The organism is Pleurocapsa sp. FMAR1 (assembly GCF_963665995.1).
Taxonomy (GTDB): Bacteria; Cyanobacteriota; Cyanobacteriia; order Cyanobacteriales; family Xenococcaceae; genus Waterburya.
The window spans coordinates 2,506,209-2,523,212 of sequence record NZ_OY762512.1; the positions used below are offsets into that span (position 1 = coordinate 2,506,209).

General features: G+C 39.1%; 17 protein-coding genes. 9 read left to right on the plus strand and 8 right to left on the minus strand.

Translation table 11 applies throughout. From position 1 onward, the window contains the following. Positions 1 to 48: 48 nt before the first annotated feature. Entirely contained in the window at positions 49 to 2,037 is a 1,989-nt protein-coding gene (locus SLP02_RS12095) for a DNA phosphorothioation-associated putative methyltransferase (RefSeq protein WP_319420909.1), read from the minus strand. 103 nt (positions 2,038 to 2,140) lie between these two features. On the opposite strand from SLP02_RS12095, the gene SLP02_RS12100 reads away from it, so the two are divergent. After that, positions 2,141 to 2,908, plus strand: a complete 768-nt coding sequence (locus tag SLP02_RS12100) for a nucleoside phosphorylase (protein WP_319420910.1) — start codon at positions 2,141 to 2,143, stop codon at positions 2,906 to 2,908. Between the two features lie 68 nt (positions 2,909 to 2,976). On the opposite strand, the gene SLP02_RS12105 is transcribed toward SLP02_RS12100, so the two are convergent. The 5 genes from SLP02_RS12105 to SLP02_RS12125 form a co-directional block, all read right to left on the minus strand. Continuing rightward, on the minus strand, positions 2,977 to 4,404 hold the full coding sequence (locus tag SLP02_RS12105) for a collagen-like protein (protein ID WP_319420911.1): 1,428 nt from the start codon (positions 4,402 to 4,404) through the stop codon (positions 2,977 to 2,979). 210 nt (positions 4,405 to 4,614) lie between these two features. Continuing rightward, positions 4,615 to 5,166, minus strand: coding sequence for a DUF924 family protein (locus tag SLP02_RS12110; RefSeq protein ID WP_319420912.1), 552 nt, complete (start codon positions 5,164 to 5,166; stop codon positions 4,615 to 4,617). Positions 5,167 to 5,233: 67 nt separating this feature from the next. Beyond that, positions 5,234 to 6,130, minus strand: coding sequence for a methylenetetrahydrofolate reductase (locus SLP02_RS12115; RefSeq protein WP_319420913.1), 897 nt, complete (start codon positions 6,128 to 6,130; stop codon positions 5,234 to 5,236). 52 nt (positions 6,131 to 6,182) lie between these two features. Then, positions 6,183 to 7,193 carry a tryptophan--tRNA ligase gene (trpS, locus tag SLP02_RS12120; protein ID WP_319420914.1) on the minus strand — a complete coding sequence of 337 codons (1,011 nt, stop codon included), beginning with the start codon at positions 7,191 to 7,193 and terminating at the stop codon, positions 6,183 to 6,185. Positions 7,194 to 7,347: 154 nt separating this feature from the next. Next, complete coding sequence (locus tag SLP02_RS12125; protein ID WP_319420915.1) at positions 7,348 to 8,040, minus strand: HEAT repeat domain-containing protein; 693 nt, start codon at positions 8,038 to 8,040, stop codon at positions 7,348 to 7,350. Positions 8,041 to 8,984: 944 nt separating this feature from the next. Between SLP02_RS12125 and SLP02_RS12130 the strand changes: the two genes are divergently transcribed. From SLP02_RS12130 to SLP02_RS12150, 5 genes are all read left to right on the plus strand, one after another. Then, positions 8,985 to 9,464, plus strand: a complete 480-nt coding sequence (locus SLP02_RS12130; RefSeq protein ID WP_319418707.1) for a hypothetical protein — start codon at positions 8,985 to 8,987, stop codon at positions 9,462 to 9,464. A gap of 197 nt (positions 9,465 to 9,661) precedes the next feature. Then, on the plus strand, positions 9,662 to 10,501 hold the full coding sequence (locus SLP02_RS12135; protein WP_319420916.1) for a carbohydrate ABC transporter permease: 840 nt from the start codon (positions 9,662 to 9,664) through the stop codon (positions 10,499 to 10,501). 231 nt (positions 10,502 to 10,732) lie between these two features. Continuing rightward, positions 10,733 to 11,323: a pseudouridine synthase gene (locus SLP02_RS12140; RefSeq protein WP_319420917.1), complete on the plus strand. Its 591-nt coding sequence runs from the start codon at positions 10,733 to 10,735 to the stop codon at positions 11,321 to 11,323. Positions 11,324 to 11,465: 142 nt separating this feature from the next. Continuing rightward, complete coding sequence (locus SLP02_RS12145; protein ID WP_319420918.1) at positions 11,466 to 11,699, plus strand: hypothetical protein; 234 nt, start codon at positions 11,466 to 11,468, stop codon at positions 11,697 to 11,699. Further along, positions 11,696 to 11,830: a hypothetical protein gene (locus tag SLP02_RS12150; RefSeq protein WP_319420919.1), complete on the plus strand. Its 135-nt coding sequence runs from the start codon at positions 11,696 to 11,698 to the stop codon at positions 11,828 to 11,830. The genes SLP02_RS12145 and SLP02_RS12150 overlap by 4 nt, the downstream gene beginning before the upstream one ends. Before the next feature lie 148 nt (positions 11,831 to 11,978). Here SLP02_RS12150 and SLP02_RS12155 read toward each other — a convergent pair whose 3' ends face one another. Both SLP02_RS12155 and SLP02_RS12160 read right to left on the minus strand, forming a co-directional pair. Further along, a complete protein-coding gene (locus SLP02_RS12155; RefSeq protein WP_319420920.1) occupies positions 11,979 to 13,127 on the minus strand; it encodes a glycosyltransferase in 1,149 nt (382 codons plus the stop codon). A 187-nt stretch (positions 13,128 to 13,314) separates the two neighbouring features. Further along, complete coding sequence (locus SLP02_RS12160) at positions 13,315 to 14,460, minus strand: SpoIID/LytB domain-containing protein (RefSeq protein ID WP_319420921.1); 1,146 nt, start codon at positions 14,458 to 14,460, stop codon at positions 13,315 to 13,317. Positions 14,461 to 14,682: 222 nt separating this feature from the next. Between SLP02_RS12160 and SLP02_RS12165 the strand changes: the two genes are divergently transcribed. The 3 genes from SLP02_RS12165 (at position 14,683) to SLP02_RS12175 (ending at position 16,988) form a co-directional block, all read left to right on the plus strand. Next, positions 14,683 to 15,996 (plus strand): permease, encoded by a 1,314-nt coding sequence (locus SLP02_RS12165; protein ID WP_319420922.1) that lies wholly within the window; start codon positions 14,683 to 14,685, stop codon positions 15,994 to 15,996. Between the two features lie 30 nt (positions 15,997 to 16,026). Continuing rightward, entirely contained in the window at positions 16,027 to 16,668 is a 642-nt protein-coding gene (locus tag SLP02_RS12170; RefSeq protein WP_413467369.1) for a class I SAM-dependent methyltransferase, read from the plus strand. A gap of 128 nt (positions 16,669 to 16,796) precedes the next feature. Then, positions 16,797 to 16,988 (plus strand): heavy-metal-associated domain-containing protein, encoded by a 192-nt coding sequence (locus SLP02_RS12175; RefSeq protein WP_319420924.1) that lies wholly within the window; start codon positions 16,797 to 16,799, stop codon positions 16,986 to 16,988. Positions 16,989 to 17,004: the final 16 nt, after the last annotated feature.

Consider the following 17,004-nt stretch of genomic DNA (forward strand, 5'->3'; position numbering starts at 1 on the left):
ACTTTTTACTTTTTACTCATGGTCACCAGACTAAACAGTAATCATTAATCATTGATTACTAAGCTTGTGTCCTTCAATTTTTACCTCATGTTCCCTGAGACAGCGCATCCAGCCATGAAGGCGACGAATGGCATCTGTGTTTTCTAGCAAGCCTGATTTTTGTTCTTTTTTGGTTAGTCGGACGAATTTGTTGTAGCTAGGATAGTCTGGCGCAACTAAGGTATCTTTTTGATGCAGAATTAGCGGGTTAGTCTCATCAGAAATATCGTGATAGGTGACAGATAGATTATGTAAATCTACTTCCATTGTTGCCTGTAAAGCAGGATGAGCTTTAGTGTCAAATTCTGGATAGACTAGATAGGTTATTTTTGGCTTGTTGTAGTAGAGTTTGACAATGTTGGCATTTTCTAAGCGGTAGAAATTGCGACTAGCACAGCCTTCATATAGTCGTAGTAAGGGAGGCAGTTTTTCGAGTGCGCTAACGTGAACTGCGATCGCATCATTTAGCTGTTTACCAATGTTGCTGGTTTTACAGAGGTTAGCAATTTTCTTCATGTCTCCCACTTGAATTAGTAAGAGATCGGCGATGGTACAGGCTTGTTTGTAGTTACCAAATAAAGCCTTGACATCGGCTTTGACTTCAGGTGCTAGCTTTCTGATGGTAGGGCGACCGCTAAATTTGCCCAATGCTAAATAGACTAAAAGATCTTGGCGACGTTTTTCAGCGATCGCCTCCCATTCTTTTCTATCTGTAGCCTGGAAGATTACCTTAAATGCTCGCTGATAGCTACGAAATTCGGCTTTAATCTCAGCTTCTGCGCTTAATTCGCCTTTGACTGGCAATCTACCCCTCTTAGTATAAAAATCCATCAGAGGGGTTAATAGCTGGCGATAGTCCTCAAAATTTCTAACTTGAGCTTGAACCCTAGGAGTACTAAGGTGGGAATAAACGCGGAAGGCACGGAAAGACTCGGCTTGAGCTTCGTTACGAAATACAAGATAAATACCTAAACCCGCAGGAATTGCTTCAACTCCTAAGACTTGCTCTATATACAGCTTTAGTTCTTCCTGTTCGTAATATTTCTGGAAGGTATTACGGTTGGTAACTATGCCATCGCCGTAGGCAATTAGACCACGACGGCGATCGTCAACTAGAACTTGAGCCGAGACAATCAGCACCTGCTGTGCCAATTCCCAAGCGTTGATTAGAACTTCTCGTCGTTCGGCAATATCCTCTATAACGTTAATGATATAGCCTAAATTCACAACGTCAGCCGAGTTGATTTTGGTATTAGGGCGATAATAAGGATCCCAGCCAGAACTATCATAGCCCAGTTCACTAATACGTTTTATGTCTTCTCCACAACCACAGCCATAATCAAAAAAGGTAGTACCAACCGTAAATAAATCTGCTTCTAAGGCAACCCTCACAGGACGGGATAATTCTGAACGTTTTAAAGCTGCTTTATGCCTTTCAATTAAGACAGTTTGCTGTTTGGCAAGGGGAGAGTCTATGGGACAAGCCAGATGATGATTCACTATACATATTCCCTGTTGTAGTAATAAACGTGTCCACTCCTGCAAAGTACCAATGTGACGGGAGTTGTCTAATAAGCCTAAAGCCACTTCTGCTTCAGTCAATTCAGCGAAGGTTTGATAATTAGGATACTCGGCGGTAACAAAGGTTTCTTTGCGATGGAGAATTGGCGGATTATGAGAATTATGATACTGTCGAACCGTTACCTGTTCGGTGATTAAATCTACCACAACACTTTGGTGTAGTTGAGGATGAGGATCGAGGTCAAAGCCTGGATAATATAAATAAGATATTTTAGGACGATCGATACCAAATTTAATGATGGTAGCTTTATCGGTATTTTCTATTAAGCCTCTTGCCTGATGCTCATAATCTTTTAAAAAAGGATCGAGTTTAGATAAAGCAGCAGTATGAACATACAGCGCATTAGGCAAATGTTTCCCTATGGGACTATTTTTACAGCTAGAGACAATTGAGGAATATTTTTCGAGAGTTACCATCGTTTAGTATCAGTCAATAGTAATTAGTAATCAACAATCAGTGTTAATCTGACATAAATTTGCTAATTATTAATAGTTTTGAGTTTATAGTCTAGATTTTAAAATGAAACTTTATCATATTGGCTTTAGCCAGTCAGATCTTGGTCTTGACGCGCCCCAGACTGTACTATTGTCTGGAGAACCAGAGCGATCGCAATACATCGCTCATACTTATTTACAAAATGTTAAACTTCTTTCAGAATATCGAGGACTTCATAGTTATTTAGGTAATCTGCCTAATGGTAGACCCATCTTAATCGCTACTAGCGGAATGGGGGCATCTTCTTTAAGTATTGTAGTAAATGAACTAGTTAAAGTCGGCATCAAACAATTTATTCGAGTTGGTACTTGTGGTTCGATTCAGCCCAGCGTAAAGGTAGGTAGCCTTGTTGTATCTCAAGCAGCTTTATGTCGTCAAGGTGCAGCTTTAGATATTGCCCCTGTGGAATACCCTGCCGTTGGCGATCCTTATTTAACAGTGGCTCTAGTAGAAACGGCTCGACGTTTAGAAATTGACTGTCACTTGGGTATTACCGCTTCAGTAGATACCTTTTATGAAGGACAGGAAAGAACCGAGTCTTCGGCTAATCCCCATCTCCAACCTTGGCTCAAAGAAATTACTGCTACCTATCGTCATCTCAATATTTTGAATTATGAAATGGAAGCAGGAACTCTATTTAAGATGGCTGGGGTCTATGGTTTTGCTGCTGCTTGTGTCTGTGGGGTAGTGGCACAACGTACCGAGACTGAGAATATAATAATTGCCGATAAAGATCAAACCGTTGAGCGAGCTATTAAAGTAGCGGTTGAAACACTGGTTAATCTTGTTTAAATTTTTTATTGCCATTTATTCTCCAGATTACTAATTTTGTTTTGATAGCTAAAAGCTAAAGGCTATTCTTAAGATCGTGATTGTTGTTCAATCTCAGTACGGGTAGACAGTTTTTTGATTAGGGAATTTTCTCCTAAAGAGCGTTTGGCAGCTACTTCTATTTCTACTTTTAATCCTGGCTGGAGATATTCAGGCGGAATAGGTAACTTGCCTAACTGCAAGGTAAATAAATTGCCGTTTTTGGCGATCGCTTGAGTTGGAACTGTTCCCTCATATTTAGTTTTATATTCGGTGCTACTACCACCAAAAAAGTTTTTCTCTTCGGACTTTTCGCCCACACTGTATCTAATCGTAAAGTCAGTGCCGATCAAATTAGACTGTTCGGCTTTGTCAAAGACATCTAGCTCTAAACCTGCTCCTTGTCCAAATAGACCATCTATAGTTAGATCGTCAACATCTTTAGTGCGAACGGCATTAAAAATATGCAGTTCGGTTACCTTATTTTGTTTTTCTGTTTTGGTTTCTAACCACAAGTCTTTAGGTAAAAAGATATCAGCGTCATTTTCTCCCTTAATAGCTAAAGTCATATTCTGATCGTCAAAATTTTCGGCTGGCTGGGGTGCATCCCAAACTACCAGTACTGTATGTTCATGACGAGCTACTAATTCTTTGTATTTATTAGCAATAACTGAACCAGGGGCAAGTAAAGAAGCAGCATTATTTTTGTTCTGCCAAATATTTTTTGATAAAGTATAGCCCCTTCCTTTTAACTCACTAATTGGCGCAGTAACTTCTGGTAAATCTGGATCGAGGGACTTATCCAAATTAATTAAAGTCAGATTGCCAATTTCACCGTCTCTACCTTTGACACCAGTGCGTCCTTTTCTGCCTGATTCACCGTCGGTACATTGAAATTCTTCGGTAGTGCAGCTATAGTTAGAGCTTCCAGGATCGCCAAAGCAGGTTTCTTCATTCCAATAAGGGCGATCGCATTGACAGCCTTCTCCTCCTACTCCCGCTTTTCCTGATGCGCCTCCTTCTCCCCCCGCAGCAATTACATAGACCTGCTTTAAGCTTTCTTTATTAGTGGTGTAGATAGTCAAAGAGCCACCATTGCCGCCGACTCCGCCGTCGCCTCCATCGCCTCCGTCACCGCCATTTGCTCCCCGTAGGTTTTTGCCTATTTTGTCGCCTTGCTGCTCGCACAAAGCATCATATCCTTGGATTCCTTGTTGTCCTGCGGCACCGCCACCACCTGTTAAATCTAAATTCATAGGTGTGCCATCGGCAAACACAGTTAAATTATCGCCATTACGACCATTATTACCCTTTGCTCCCTCTTCTCCATGATCTCCACTTTCGCCCAAATCTTGGATATCTGCTGCCAGTACAGCCGAACAGAGTAGGGATTGAGAAGTGGAAGTGGTGGGAATAAATTGTGGTAAGACGAAGATTGCCATAAACAATGACACCTTGCTTAAAAAACGTACTTCCATAACCAATAAAAACTATTCTGATCGCATTTTGTTATATTTGTCTTTTGTGTATCGCACACTTTTTCTGATTTGTCATTATTTTTGGGAATTTTGTTGACTTAACTTAACTGTGAGCGACATTTTATTACTAAAAGCGATCGCTTTAATTTGCAACAAGCAAAAAAATATTTTATTTTCTAGATGATTTTAAAGTGTAGGATATTCTGGCAATTAAAAACTCGCTCCAGGTTGTGTCAAAAACTCTTGCTCTGCTAAAGTTGATTCTCTAGCCAATATTGAGTTGCGGTGAGGAAAACGACCAAAGCGATTAATAATCTCTTGATGTTGAATGGCAAATTGAAGATTATCTTCTTTGCCTAATTCGCTAAAAAGCCTGACACACTTAGCCTGATCTACTTTGTTTTCACTGTGCATCAGAGGCATATAAAGAAATACCTGCCGATCTTTTGATAAACTTTGCTGATAATTATTATTAACGGCAAATCTTGTTAATTCAACTGCCTTCTTGTCTGTGGCAAATGCTTGAGGTGTATCCCGAAAGATATTGCGGGAAAATTGGTCTAATACAATAATTAAAGCCAGCGCATCATCAGGATTACTTTTCCAATCATTTAATGTACCCGTTTTTGCCATTAAATAAGTATTAATAAAACGTGCTTCGATTTCTCGATCGAATTCTGCGCTTTTCTTAAACCATAGCGGTTTAACCTTTTCAGAAAACCAAAACTCTAATACCTCAGATGATTTGCAAGATTTATCCATTCGTTCAATAAAAGTTCTATAGGCGATACGGGGGGTGCGATTAGTGGGCAAAAATAACCAAAGTGACCTATTTTACCGCTATGGGTTCAATTCCTGCCAAACTTAGTATTTCGGGAATTAAGTCTTCTCGCTTCACTGCCATCATGTGAACTCCTTGGCACATGGTTTTAGCTAGCTCAACTTGTTCGGCTGCAATTTTGACCCCTTCTTGAAGTGGATTCTCGGCATTACCCAAGCGTTCAATTGTAGATTCGGGTATATCTACCCCTGGCACATATTTATTGATAAATTGAGCATTTTTAGCTGATTTCAAAAGAAATATGCCAGCTAAGATGGGTTTATTGCTGACACAGGCAATCTGACTCATAAATTTATCTAATTTGTCAAAGTCGGTAATCATTTGACTTTGAAAAAATTCTGCCCCAGCCTCTAATTTCTTTTCAAATCTTTTTTGTAAACCAGATACGCTTTTCAACTGCGGATCGACAGCAGCACCAGGAAACAGATCTAGAGATTCATCTGGCATTGTTTTGTCGTTAAAGTCAAATCCACTGTTTAACTTACTAATTAATTTCAGCAGCCTAACCGATTCCAGTTCAAAAACTCCCCTAGATTTCGTGTGATCGCCAGCCTTGATCGGATCTCCAGTAAGTGCCAAGACATTGCGGACACCCAAAGCATAGGCACCCATTAGATCTGCCTGCAAGCCAAGACAGTTGCGATCGCGACAGGCTACCTGACATACTGGTTCAATATTATGCTGTTGCAAAATAACCGAAGCAGCCACAGAAGACATTCTTAGTACGGCACGACTACCATCAGTAACGTTGACTGCATGAACCCTACCTTTTAGTTTTTCTGCCACTTCTAACATTCTGGCAGGGTTTCCCCCTTTTGGAGGAGCAACTTCGGCAGTGACTAAAAAATCTTTATTAAGTACGGCTTGTTGAAGATTACTCGTCATTGGAATTGGTAATTTTTGGTTTTGGTATTCTAAACGGTTTAATTATTTACGTCTACATAGGAGGTAAAAAACCCATAGCATCTTTGACTCTAACTAAAGTTTGATTGGCTACACTACTGGCTTTGGCTGCACCATCTCGCAAAACAGAATTAAGATAATCTTGATTATCCATTAATTCATTATATTTGACTTGAATTGGTTTTAATGCTTCAACGGCAGTTTCTGTTAGCAGAGGCTTAAATTGACCCCAGCCCATATCTTGACATTCTGCTGCTACTTCTTGTTTAGTTTTATTGCCCAAAAGTTGATATAGAGTAAGCAGGTTATGACATTCAGGACGCTCAGGATCATCAAATGCCAATCCCTTCACGGGATCTGTTTTGCACTTTTTAATTTTCCTGGTAATAGCATCAGGCGGATCGAGTAAATCGATGCGACTTAATTCTGAAGGATCGGACTTAGACATTTTTTTTGTCCCATCCGCTAAGCTCATTACCCTTGCGCCTTCTTTGCGAATCATGGGTTCGGGTACTTTTAAAACGGGCTGCTTCTTTTTACCGAATTGATCGTTAACCCTACCTGCAATATCTCTAGTTAGTTCTAAATGCTGTTTTTGATCTTCGCCTACAGGCACTTTGTCCGCATCGTAAAGTAATATATCTGCTGCCATTAGCACAGGATAATCCAATAAACCAACACCTACATTTTCACCTTGTTTAACAGCTTTTTCCTTAAACTGGATCATTCTTTCCAACCAGTTAAGCGGAGTAACACAGTTGAGCAGCCAGGCAAGTTCACTATGAGCAGATACATGAGACTGCACAAAAATAGTTGAGCAGTTTAAATCAATGCCACAAGCTAGATATATTGCTGCTAAATTGAAGGTGTTGGCTGCTAAAACTTTGGCATCATGGGGTACGGTAATAGCGTGAAGATCGGCAAAAAAGAAGAAGTTGTCATAGTCCTGTTGTATTTCGACCCAGTTACGAATTGCGCCTAAATAATTGCCTAGATGTAGGTTACCAGTAGTTTGAATTCCAGATAAGACTCGCTGTTTACTCATGTTCAGTAGAAAATTGCCATAAAACATCCCTCTCTTAAATACTTAGAACTTAGAAAAGGGTGTTTAGTTATGGAGATCAGTATTACACGATTTTAAATGATTAACTTATTAAAGGATGAAGAATGAGGAATAAGGAATAAAAAATTTATTACTTTTATAGACTTATTCTCTGACAACTTTTTATTGCCTCAGATAAAGCGTCTTGATTTAAACTCCACCATTCTTTAAGCAACATTAAAGCTGGGTATAATCGGATATCTCCTATTTCTGCTGCTGCTTCTACTGCAAGTACGCTAACTTGATCGCTTTCAAGTTCTTTTCGTAAAATAGGAATTATTCTTTGATCTTTTCTTCTAGCTAATCCAACTAGAGCTTCGCCGTAGATTTCATAATTCTCATTGGTATCGATATCTTCTTCGATTAAACGTTGCCACAAGGCTTCTCTAATTCTAGTTGTGTCCGTATCAATTAAAGTTCCTAGCCCAAAAGTTGCCCAGTTTCTGACATCTGCATCATTATCGGCTGTTAATTCTACTAAAGCATCAATCGCTAAAGGAGTTTCGTGTCCTGAAATGCCTGATACGACTCCATAGCGAACATCTTCGTGAGGATGATTTTTAAATTTAACTAGTAGTTTAACTGTTCTTGGATCTTTTAAATGCCCTAAAGCAATTCCAATTGAAGATAATATTTGACTGTTAGTTTCAGTGTTTAATAGCTGCAATAATATGTACAAGCATTCTTCAGGAAATGTTCTTTGTGGGATACCTAATTGACCTAATATGTTTACGCCAAGCTCTTTTTCTGAAAGTATATGACTTTGACAAAGTTTCTGTGCTGCAATCAATACTTCTTGACTGCCTCTATATTGTAAAACAATAATATAATCCCCTGGTTGACTGACAAAAGATGAAGAGAAAAACCTGAGAATAGAGATTCAGTAAAGAGTTGAGGGATTGACACAAAGCAAGGGGAGTCAGCACTCTGAGATTAGATACCACTCATAATTTCAGAATACTGTGAATCAAAACTCCCGTCTCTACAATGCCTTGAATCAATGGATGAGTCAATAGAAGTTTGAAGACAGAAGTATGAAGGCGCGAAGTTTCAAGTTTGTTCGAGGGCTTGTACCTCATACGAAGGAAGAAGTTTGAAGTTTGAAGTTTGAAGTTTGAAGGAATTCGGAATTCGGGAAGGATTTTTTGTAGCTCATACCTCACACCTCATACTTCGCGCCTTCATACCTCATACACAGGGCTATCGCCCAGATCGTCCGTCCTTCGGACGACTTCGATGCTTCGCATCGTGTAGGGCGAAGCCCTGGTACCTCTACCAAACTAAGAGCGATCGTGAACGACGGGGCTTGCAACTATAGTGGAACAAAGGACTTGTCCGCATGTAGGAGGAAGTAGCTGTTTACGAAGTTTGAAGGAAGAAGTTTGAAGGAAGAAGGAAGAAAGATTTTTTGTACCTCATACGAAGGAAGAAGTAGCTGTTTTACTTCATACTTCATACCTCATACTTCATACTTCATGCAGCTGTTTTACTTCATACACGGACTCTCTGTCCGTCGCCGTTCCCGAGGAGACGTCGGAACGCAGAGAGCGTTCACCTCACACTTCGCGCCACAGGGCTATCGCCCAGATCGTCCGTCCTTCGGACGACTTCGATGCTTCGCATCGTGTAGGGCGAAGCCCTGGTCAACCTAAAAACTTTCACTTTCATTTAGCAGAGGCAATTTGCTTACACAACGTACAGATTCACAAAGGTGAATTTTCTGGCAAAGTTCATGTGATTCTTGGTCGCAACAACGTTAACGGCGAACTATGGGCAATTGTCAGTAATGAAAAAACTACTCTACAAACCTTTGCTGAATATGGATTACGTTTTGATATCGAAGCGAATTTTTTAGATGACCAATCTGGTGGTTGGAATGTTCAACGCTCGATGATTCGAGATGTATGCGCTTTGTCCCGTTTGTGGTTTATCTTATCTGTGGCTACTCTCTACGTTAGTGCCCAAGGTGTTGAGGTAGTTCGTATTGGCAAACGAAGATGGGTTGATACTCATTGGTTTCGTGGTAATAGCTATTTTAGGATTGGTTGGGATTGGGTCAAAGCTGCACTCATTAATGGTTGGAATTTACTTCATTGCGTGACTTTCTCTAGTAATCAAGATCCCTCACCTGCAATGGCATCACGATCGCAATATCAAAAACGAGCAGATCAGTTGGAGTTCAAAGTTTTAACTTATTCCTACAATATTTCTTGAAAGTTTTGTCAGTCAATCAGTATAATCCCATTGTTCAGTTTGGGTTAAAGCAAGTTCAATTAACTTATCTGTCGCCAGTTTCTTTAATTCTTCCTTCATGGCTATGCTTTAATATTTATATTTAAATAAGAAAAGAACTAGTGGTTTTTTTTGAACGCTAAATTAATTACATATTTCTCAATATTATTTATATATTTATGAAACAGCGATCGCTCGAAATAGACAAAACCTCTTTGCCATTTTCTCTGGTAAATATTTCGCGAATCAACGTATTAATTTTACTGGTTTTATTAATTGGAGCAATAGTTGTTTTATTTCCTTTGTTAGTTGTCATAAAAACCTCTTTTACCTCACCTAAAGATAGCTTTACTTTTGCTAATTATCAAGCAGCTTGGCATCGGGGTAATTTTTTATTGGCTTTTGCTAATTCTACTTTAGTGGCTTTGGGGGTAACTGCCTTGCAAATAGTTACTTCTGCGCTAGCGGGATATGCTTTAGCTAGACTAAAGTTTAAAGGACAACAGGCAGTATTATTACTGATTTTAACCACTTTAGTCATTCCTTTTCAGCTATTAGTAATACCTGTATTTGTAATTTTAAAATGGGCGCATTTAATCAACAGTTATTGGTCATTGATTTTACCAACAGCAGCCAATGGATTTGGTATTTTCTTAATGCGTCAATATTTTGCCAGCATTCCTATCGAATTAGAAGAAGCTGCTGCATTAGATGGAGCTAATCGTTTACAGATTTTAATGCGCATCATGTTGCCATTATCTCGTCCTGCTTTAGTAACTTTATTTCTCTTTACTTTTATTGGGGAATGGAACGATTTATTTAAACCCTTGGTGTTTACTACTCGTCCAGAATTAAGAACAGTTCAGTTAGCTTTATCGGAGTTTCAGGAACAGTTTACTAGTGATTGGTCACTTTTAATGGCAGCTGTAGTTATTGCGACTATTCCCGTATTAATACTATTTTTGATTGGTCAAAAACAATTGATTCAGGGCATTGGTTCAACGGGAATTAAGAATTAAATAGGTAGGAAAAATTAATTAGAAGATAGTCTTGATAACGAGTAACAAGTAATGAGTAACGAAAATAGATTATAGTATCTTGTTTACTTGATTTTACCCCTCGCGCGTTCCCTTGCGCCTTACGGCGACGCGGGGTCGCTCGTTTTAATTCCATCCACATACTTGGCTGAAACAAAAATATTACTTAAAATAAGTTAGAAATATGCTTGTTTGTAGAGTTTATAGTTTTCCATGAAGTATATTTTATTTAATAAACCCTACGGAGTTTTATGCCAGTTTACAGATAATAGCAGTAAGCAAAAACGCCCCCTTCTTAAAGACTATATTCCGATCCCTAATGTTTATCCTGTAGGCAGATTAGATTTAGATAGCGAAGGATTATTATTATTAACTGATAATGGACAACTGCAAAATCGTCTTGCTAATCCTAAATTTGCTCATCCCCGCACTTACTATGTTCAGGTAGAACGTATTCCCGATGAATCGGCTTTGAATAGACTACGGCACGGAATCACAATCAAAAACTATCTTACCCGTAAAGCTAAAGTACGTATACTATCAGAAGAACCTGATTTTCCTCCTCGCATTCCGCCAATTCGCGATCGCCAAAACATACCTACTTGCTGGTTAAAAATCACCCTCACAGAAGGACGTAATCGTCAAGTGCGACGCATGACAGCAGCGGTAGGCTTTCCAACTCTTAGATTAGTTAGAGTTTCTCTGGGTAGCAATTCTCAGCAAGTTAATTTAACAGGCTTACAGCCTGGACAATGGCGTAATTTAACTTCACAAGAAATCAATATGTTACTTACCTTTAAATAAATAAATATTTTTTCAGAGAAATTAATCAACTAAAATTATTCAAGCAATATAAATAAATTAAGCAGAAAAAGAAAGTATTTGGGAATTATAAAAGTATATTCAAACTTCATCTAATTAAAAGTAGAAAATACAGGAGATAATTATGGAACCAGTAGGATTTTGGGAATGGTTTGGACTGTTGTTGCTTCTTTCAATTCCTATACTTAATATAATTGTTTTGATCGTCAGTGCTTGTGGAGTAGGCAAGCCTGGTTTTACTAGTTTTTGCCGTGCATTTTTACTTTGGATGCTTATAGGGGTTGGAATAGTCTTTTTATATGGATGGCTATCGGGCGGAGATTTTCCTGGGATAATTAATCCAAATAAGAATTCTTGAAAGATATAAAGCTTTTGACTCTTTACCTACATAAATCACAGGAATTAACAGGCGCGATCGCGCCTGCTCAACAAAAACAAGCTAGACAGCTTACAGTTATTAGATTGCTGGTCAGCGGTACACCGCCTTGAAAAGGAGGAGCGACCCCCTGAAGGGTGAGACAGTTTGCTCAACGGGTCACAGACCCGCAACGCAACTGTCTCACCGCGTCGCCGCTACTGCGCAAGGGAACGCGCAAGAAATGCGGTGCCTGCGCTGACCGCCTTCCGCGGTAAATTATTAAACCCTTACCTGATCCAAAATACTGTGAGCTAGTTCCTTTAAGTATTTCTCTCTGGCTACCATAGCTGAACTAGGTTCAAGACCTAATACCTTAAGCATATCTCGCCAGCGATATGCCCAATCATGCTTAAGTAAAGAATTGGCAACGTTGTTACGACTAATCCGTTCTAGTCTTTCGGGTTGAGCATCTAGTTCAGCAATTGTCTCAACCACGTCTGTGCCTGAAAAATCTACTTTGATAATGGCATCTTCCCAATCAAAATAATAAGGGAAAGCATCTCCTGCTGGGGGCATACCTACCATTACCGTTCCCGCTGCTGCACCTTCAAAAAAGCGGTAGCCGATTTCCTGAGTTCCTCCAGTTTCTGCTGCCTCATTAAACTTAGCGTAGTTGGTAATGTTGTAACGGCTTCTTTGAAATAGATCGGCTAACAAAAGGCGGTGTTCTCTAGGATTGCTAATTTCTAGCTTGCCTCTAACAGTATCGTAATAGTAAAAGAAATTATCTTTTTCTGCTTTTTCTATCAAAGCGTCGTGGATAATAGGCGATCGCCTGCCTACATAAGATACGTCAATTGAACGCTGGGGAGGATTGGGATAAGGAGAAAATCTTAGGGTATCAACTGCTGGCGGAATATAAGTTACAGGAGGTTCAATTAATTTGCTCAAACCTTCAACACACCGAGTTACTCCTAAAAACACATGATCGAAACTTGACCAAGGCTCTTTAAATAGTCGCCAGTTTTGTAAATCAGGTTCCCACATTTCAGCAATAAAACAGGCTTTATGACGGCATTTATCCTGCCACCCTTTGATAGATTCTAATAGGTGCATTTGCCAAGGATTATCGAGTATGGCAAATAGTAAATCGTATTCACGATCTAGAGTTAAATCCTTGGGAAAACGAGCTACTTTGGCAGCGCAACTATCAGAAAAACCAGCATATTTTGCTGAACGGTAGATTTTTCTGGCAAAGTCAACCTCTTTTTTAGGTTCATACAGTTGAGCAGACTCTAAATCTCTTAGTAAATCTTCAAACTCATAGATACAGCAATTTGCTGCTTGAAATCGGTATCCACGAACAGAAACAACTAGAATACGAGGCGATTCTAATTTATCTGCATCCAAAGGAGAACTAATAAACATAAGTAAATTTCAATAGTAAATAATTAAAATTAAGGGATATAACTTAATTACGTTGCACATTGTTAATTAATGCACTAGGCAATTTTAAGCTTTATTGCTAGTCAAAAATAAATAATTGACAATAACCAAATCTATTTTAACCGAACTTTTTTTAGTAGCATCCCCACAATCTATTAATACAAAATTACTATTTTAACTGTGTCAAACTGGCATTTTGATAATAGTGAGCAAGAATCCGACGATAATCAACTCCTTGTTTGGCTAAAAAATAAGCACCCCATTGACTTAAGCCTAATCCATGACCAAAACCGCGACCTCTAACTAGAAGATTATTTCCTTCGGTCGAGATTCTAAACAAAGTGCTGCGAAGATCTAAGGCTGCACGTAAATCCTTGCCACTTACGTCTTGAGTACCGAGATCGCCTGTAACTTTCATGGTAATTATCCGACCATGGGGAGTCATTTTTTCGGGCTGTAAACCCTGAATGTTGCCCACACTAGCAACTAAAGTTTGAATTTTGCTTACAGGAACTGTTTCTTGCCATTGAAATACAGGAGACTGCTGATCGTAATCTACTACTCCTCTAAGATAGGGCAAAGGGGAACTCCAAACATCCTCCACGTTTTCTGTGTATCCGCCAGAAGAAGAATGAAAGGCAGCTAAAATAACCTTATTCTGGTAAGTCATAATCTGACCATGAGTATCGTCAACTGCCTCATGGGTTGTAGTATATTCGGTATCTAAACCCTTATATACTTGAGTGCCAACGGTTGTGTCTAGATCGTAGATACTATTAGCCCCTGTATTGCGTTTATACAAAGCATAGGAACGAGCAGCAACCGCCTGAGCTTTTAGAGCTTCAATCGGCCAACTAGAAATCGCTTCTGCCCCTACTACACTATATAGATACTGTTCTAAATCAACGTAATTGACTGCTGTTAAGCTATCTCCCTGACGAATTATATGAGTTCGTCCACGATACCAGCGATCGCCAATCCAAACATAACCATTGTCTTGAGGTTCAATAATTAGTTCCTCTCCATCGACACGGTTATCAATCGTAATCCCGTTATCCTTTGGTTGAGCAGCCAAAGAAGACATTGGATTTAGCTGACCAATCTGTTTGCCTGCGCCATCTTTAACAATAGCCGTTGTAGAACTGCCGACTTTTAGGCTGTCAACTTCTTTTTGAACTGCCACTCTCAACTCTACTGCCTGAGCAGGTAAGACGAATAAGAGCCAAACAAGCCCAGAAAATAGCCAGGATTGTTGACGATGGAAAAATACAGATTTAACAATAAGATTTATGGATTTTAAATTTTGCAATATCATCCTCTCGATAGTTACTTTTTGATAAAAAGATTGCTTTCAATATATTGCTGTATTTTATAGACTATGACTATAAAGATTTAGACAAGAATGTTTGTATAGTGTTCTACGTAGCTAATTTCCCACCTATTGTTCAGATCTAAATAAATTTTCCAATTTCTCTTGACTCTACAGTTAACTGGAGAGTTTAAGCTGACTTTATAACCAAATAAATAAAGTAAAGCTATGAATGACGCTAATTTTTGGCAGCTTTACAGCGATGCGGTACTTACTTCCTTAAGCTTCTTTTGGAAGGCTTTATGGGCATTTGTTGTCGGCTATATTATCAGTAGTGCAATCCAGGTATTTGTTACTCGCGAACGAATGCAGAAAACTATGGGAAAAGCGGGCAAAAAAAGTATTGCGATCGGTACTTTCTTTGGTTTTCTCTCTAGTTCCTGTAGCTTTGCAGCTTTATCTACCACCAAATCTTTATTCAAAAAAGGTGCGGGATTTGTTCCTTCTCTGGCTTTTTTATTAGCTTCAACCAATCTCGTAATCGAACTTGGCTTTATTATCGCTATCTTCTTAGGCTGGCAATTTGTCGTCGGTGAATACCTTGGTGGAATTTTACTAATTCTTTTTACCTGGCTAATCGTTAACTATACTCGTCCTAAAGAGTTAATCAGAAAAGCCAGAAGACGCTTAAACGACCAAGAAGGGGAAGACAAACAAGATAAAAATGCCCCTGACTGGAAAGACAAAATTACCAGCAAACAAGGATGGCAACAGGTAGCCAAAAAATACTTCATGGAATGGGGTATGGTCTGGAAAGACGTAACCTTTGGCTTTACTATAGCGGGAATTATTGCGGCATTTGTACCCCGTTCTTTTTTCCAAACTCTATTTATAGGTGCGGGTACGCAAAATCCTAGCTTTTTTGCCGTTTTAGAAAATGCAGTCGTTGGGCCAATAGCAGCCTTTTTTACCTTTATCGGTTCGATGGGTAATATTCCCCTTGCAGCTATCCTATTTAATAATGGCGTTAGCTTTGCGGGGGTAATGGCTTTTATTTTTAGCGATTTAGTCGTGTTCCCCGTGATTCGCGTCAATGCTAAATATTATGGTTGGAAAGTTGCTTTATATATTGTAGGTGTATTTTTTGCAGCCTTGGTAGCAACGGCAATTTTGATGCACTATGGCTTTTCTTTGTTTGGTGTTTTACCCAAAAGTGCAGCAGCTAGTAATTCTCAGTCAACCGAACGTTTTGCGATCAACTATACTTTTTGGCTCAATTTGATATTTTTAGCAGCTACAGGAGTTTTAGCATGGTTGCGTTTTGGAAGTGGTAAAAAGCAGAAAAAACAGCACCAGCAAAATCAGCATCAAGAACAAGATAACCACGACCATAAAAAACACGAAGGTCATAGTGGACACGATCATGGTGGAGGCAAACAAGGATTTATCGATAAGCTACTATTTTGGCTAGCTATCTTATCTTATATCTGGTTAGCTGGTGGAATTATTGCTACTTTTTTCGTTAGCAGTGGCGGACAGTAAAAATAGTAATTTTGTATGTCAATCAGAAGAATGAAAGAAGCTATAGTTCGTCAACAATATAACCAAAAAGCAGATATATACGATCGCCGTTGGAATGGCTACCTAAACAAAACCCTTTCTTTCCTGCAATCTTGGGCGCAGATTTCTCCCGCTGAAAATGTGCTTGATGTTGCTTGCGGTACGGGAGAATTAGAAAGACTCTTGTTACAAGATAATCCTCAGCAAAGAATAACGGGGATAGATATTTCTGAACAGATGCTAAAAATAGCAAAGCAGAAATTATTGGCATATCCTCAAGTATTTTGGAAAAAGGCTAGTGCTTCAGAGTTACCTTTTGGCGATCGCAGCTACGACGTAGTTGTCTGTGCTAGTTCCTTTCATTACTTTGACGATCCTATTGCTTCTCTTAAAGAAATAAAGCGTGTTCTCAAACCAGGTGGCAGAGTAATAATTCTTGACTGGTGTAAAGATTATTGGGGTACTCAAATATTAGATTTAGGATTGAAAGTTTTCGATTCAGCCTATCAACAGTGCTACACCCAGAAAGAATTTCATGACTTATTAACTACGTCAGGTTTTGAAGTTAGCCGTAAGACTAAATTTCGTTTTGGAATAATTTGGGGCTTTATGATAGCCGAAGCTATGTTACCAGCAAAAAAAGATCGCAAGTGATTTATTGCGTTACTAATTTCCCACCTATTGTTCAAATCTAAATAAATTTTCCAACTTCTCTTGACTCTACAGCCGACTAGAGAGTTTAAACTAATTATAGAAGCAAATAAATAAGGTAATTAAACAATATGATCCAACTCAAAGTTCCGAATATGGCTTGTGGTGCTTGTGCTAAAACTATTACCCAAGCAGTTATTGACATAGATCCCAAAGCGAGTGTCAGAGCCGATCCTAAAACCAAACAGGTAACAGTAGAAAGCAACGCGGATGAATCATCTGTACGTGAAGCGATCGCAGCTGCTGGCTATCCCCCTGCTTAAAACATTGAACATTGAG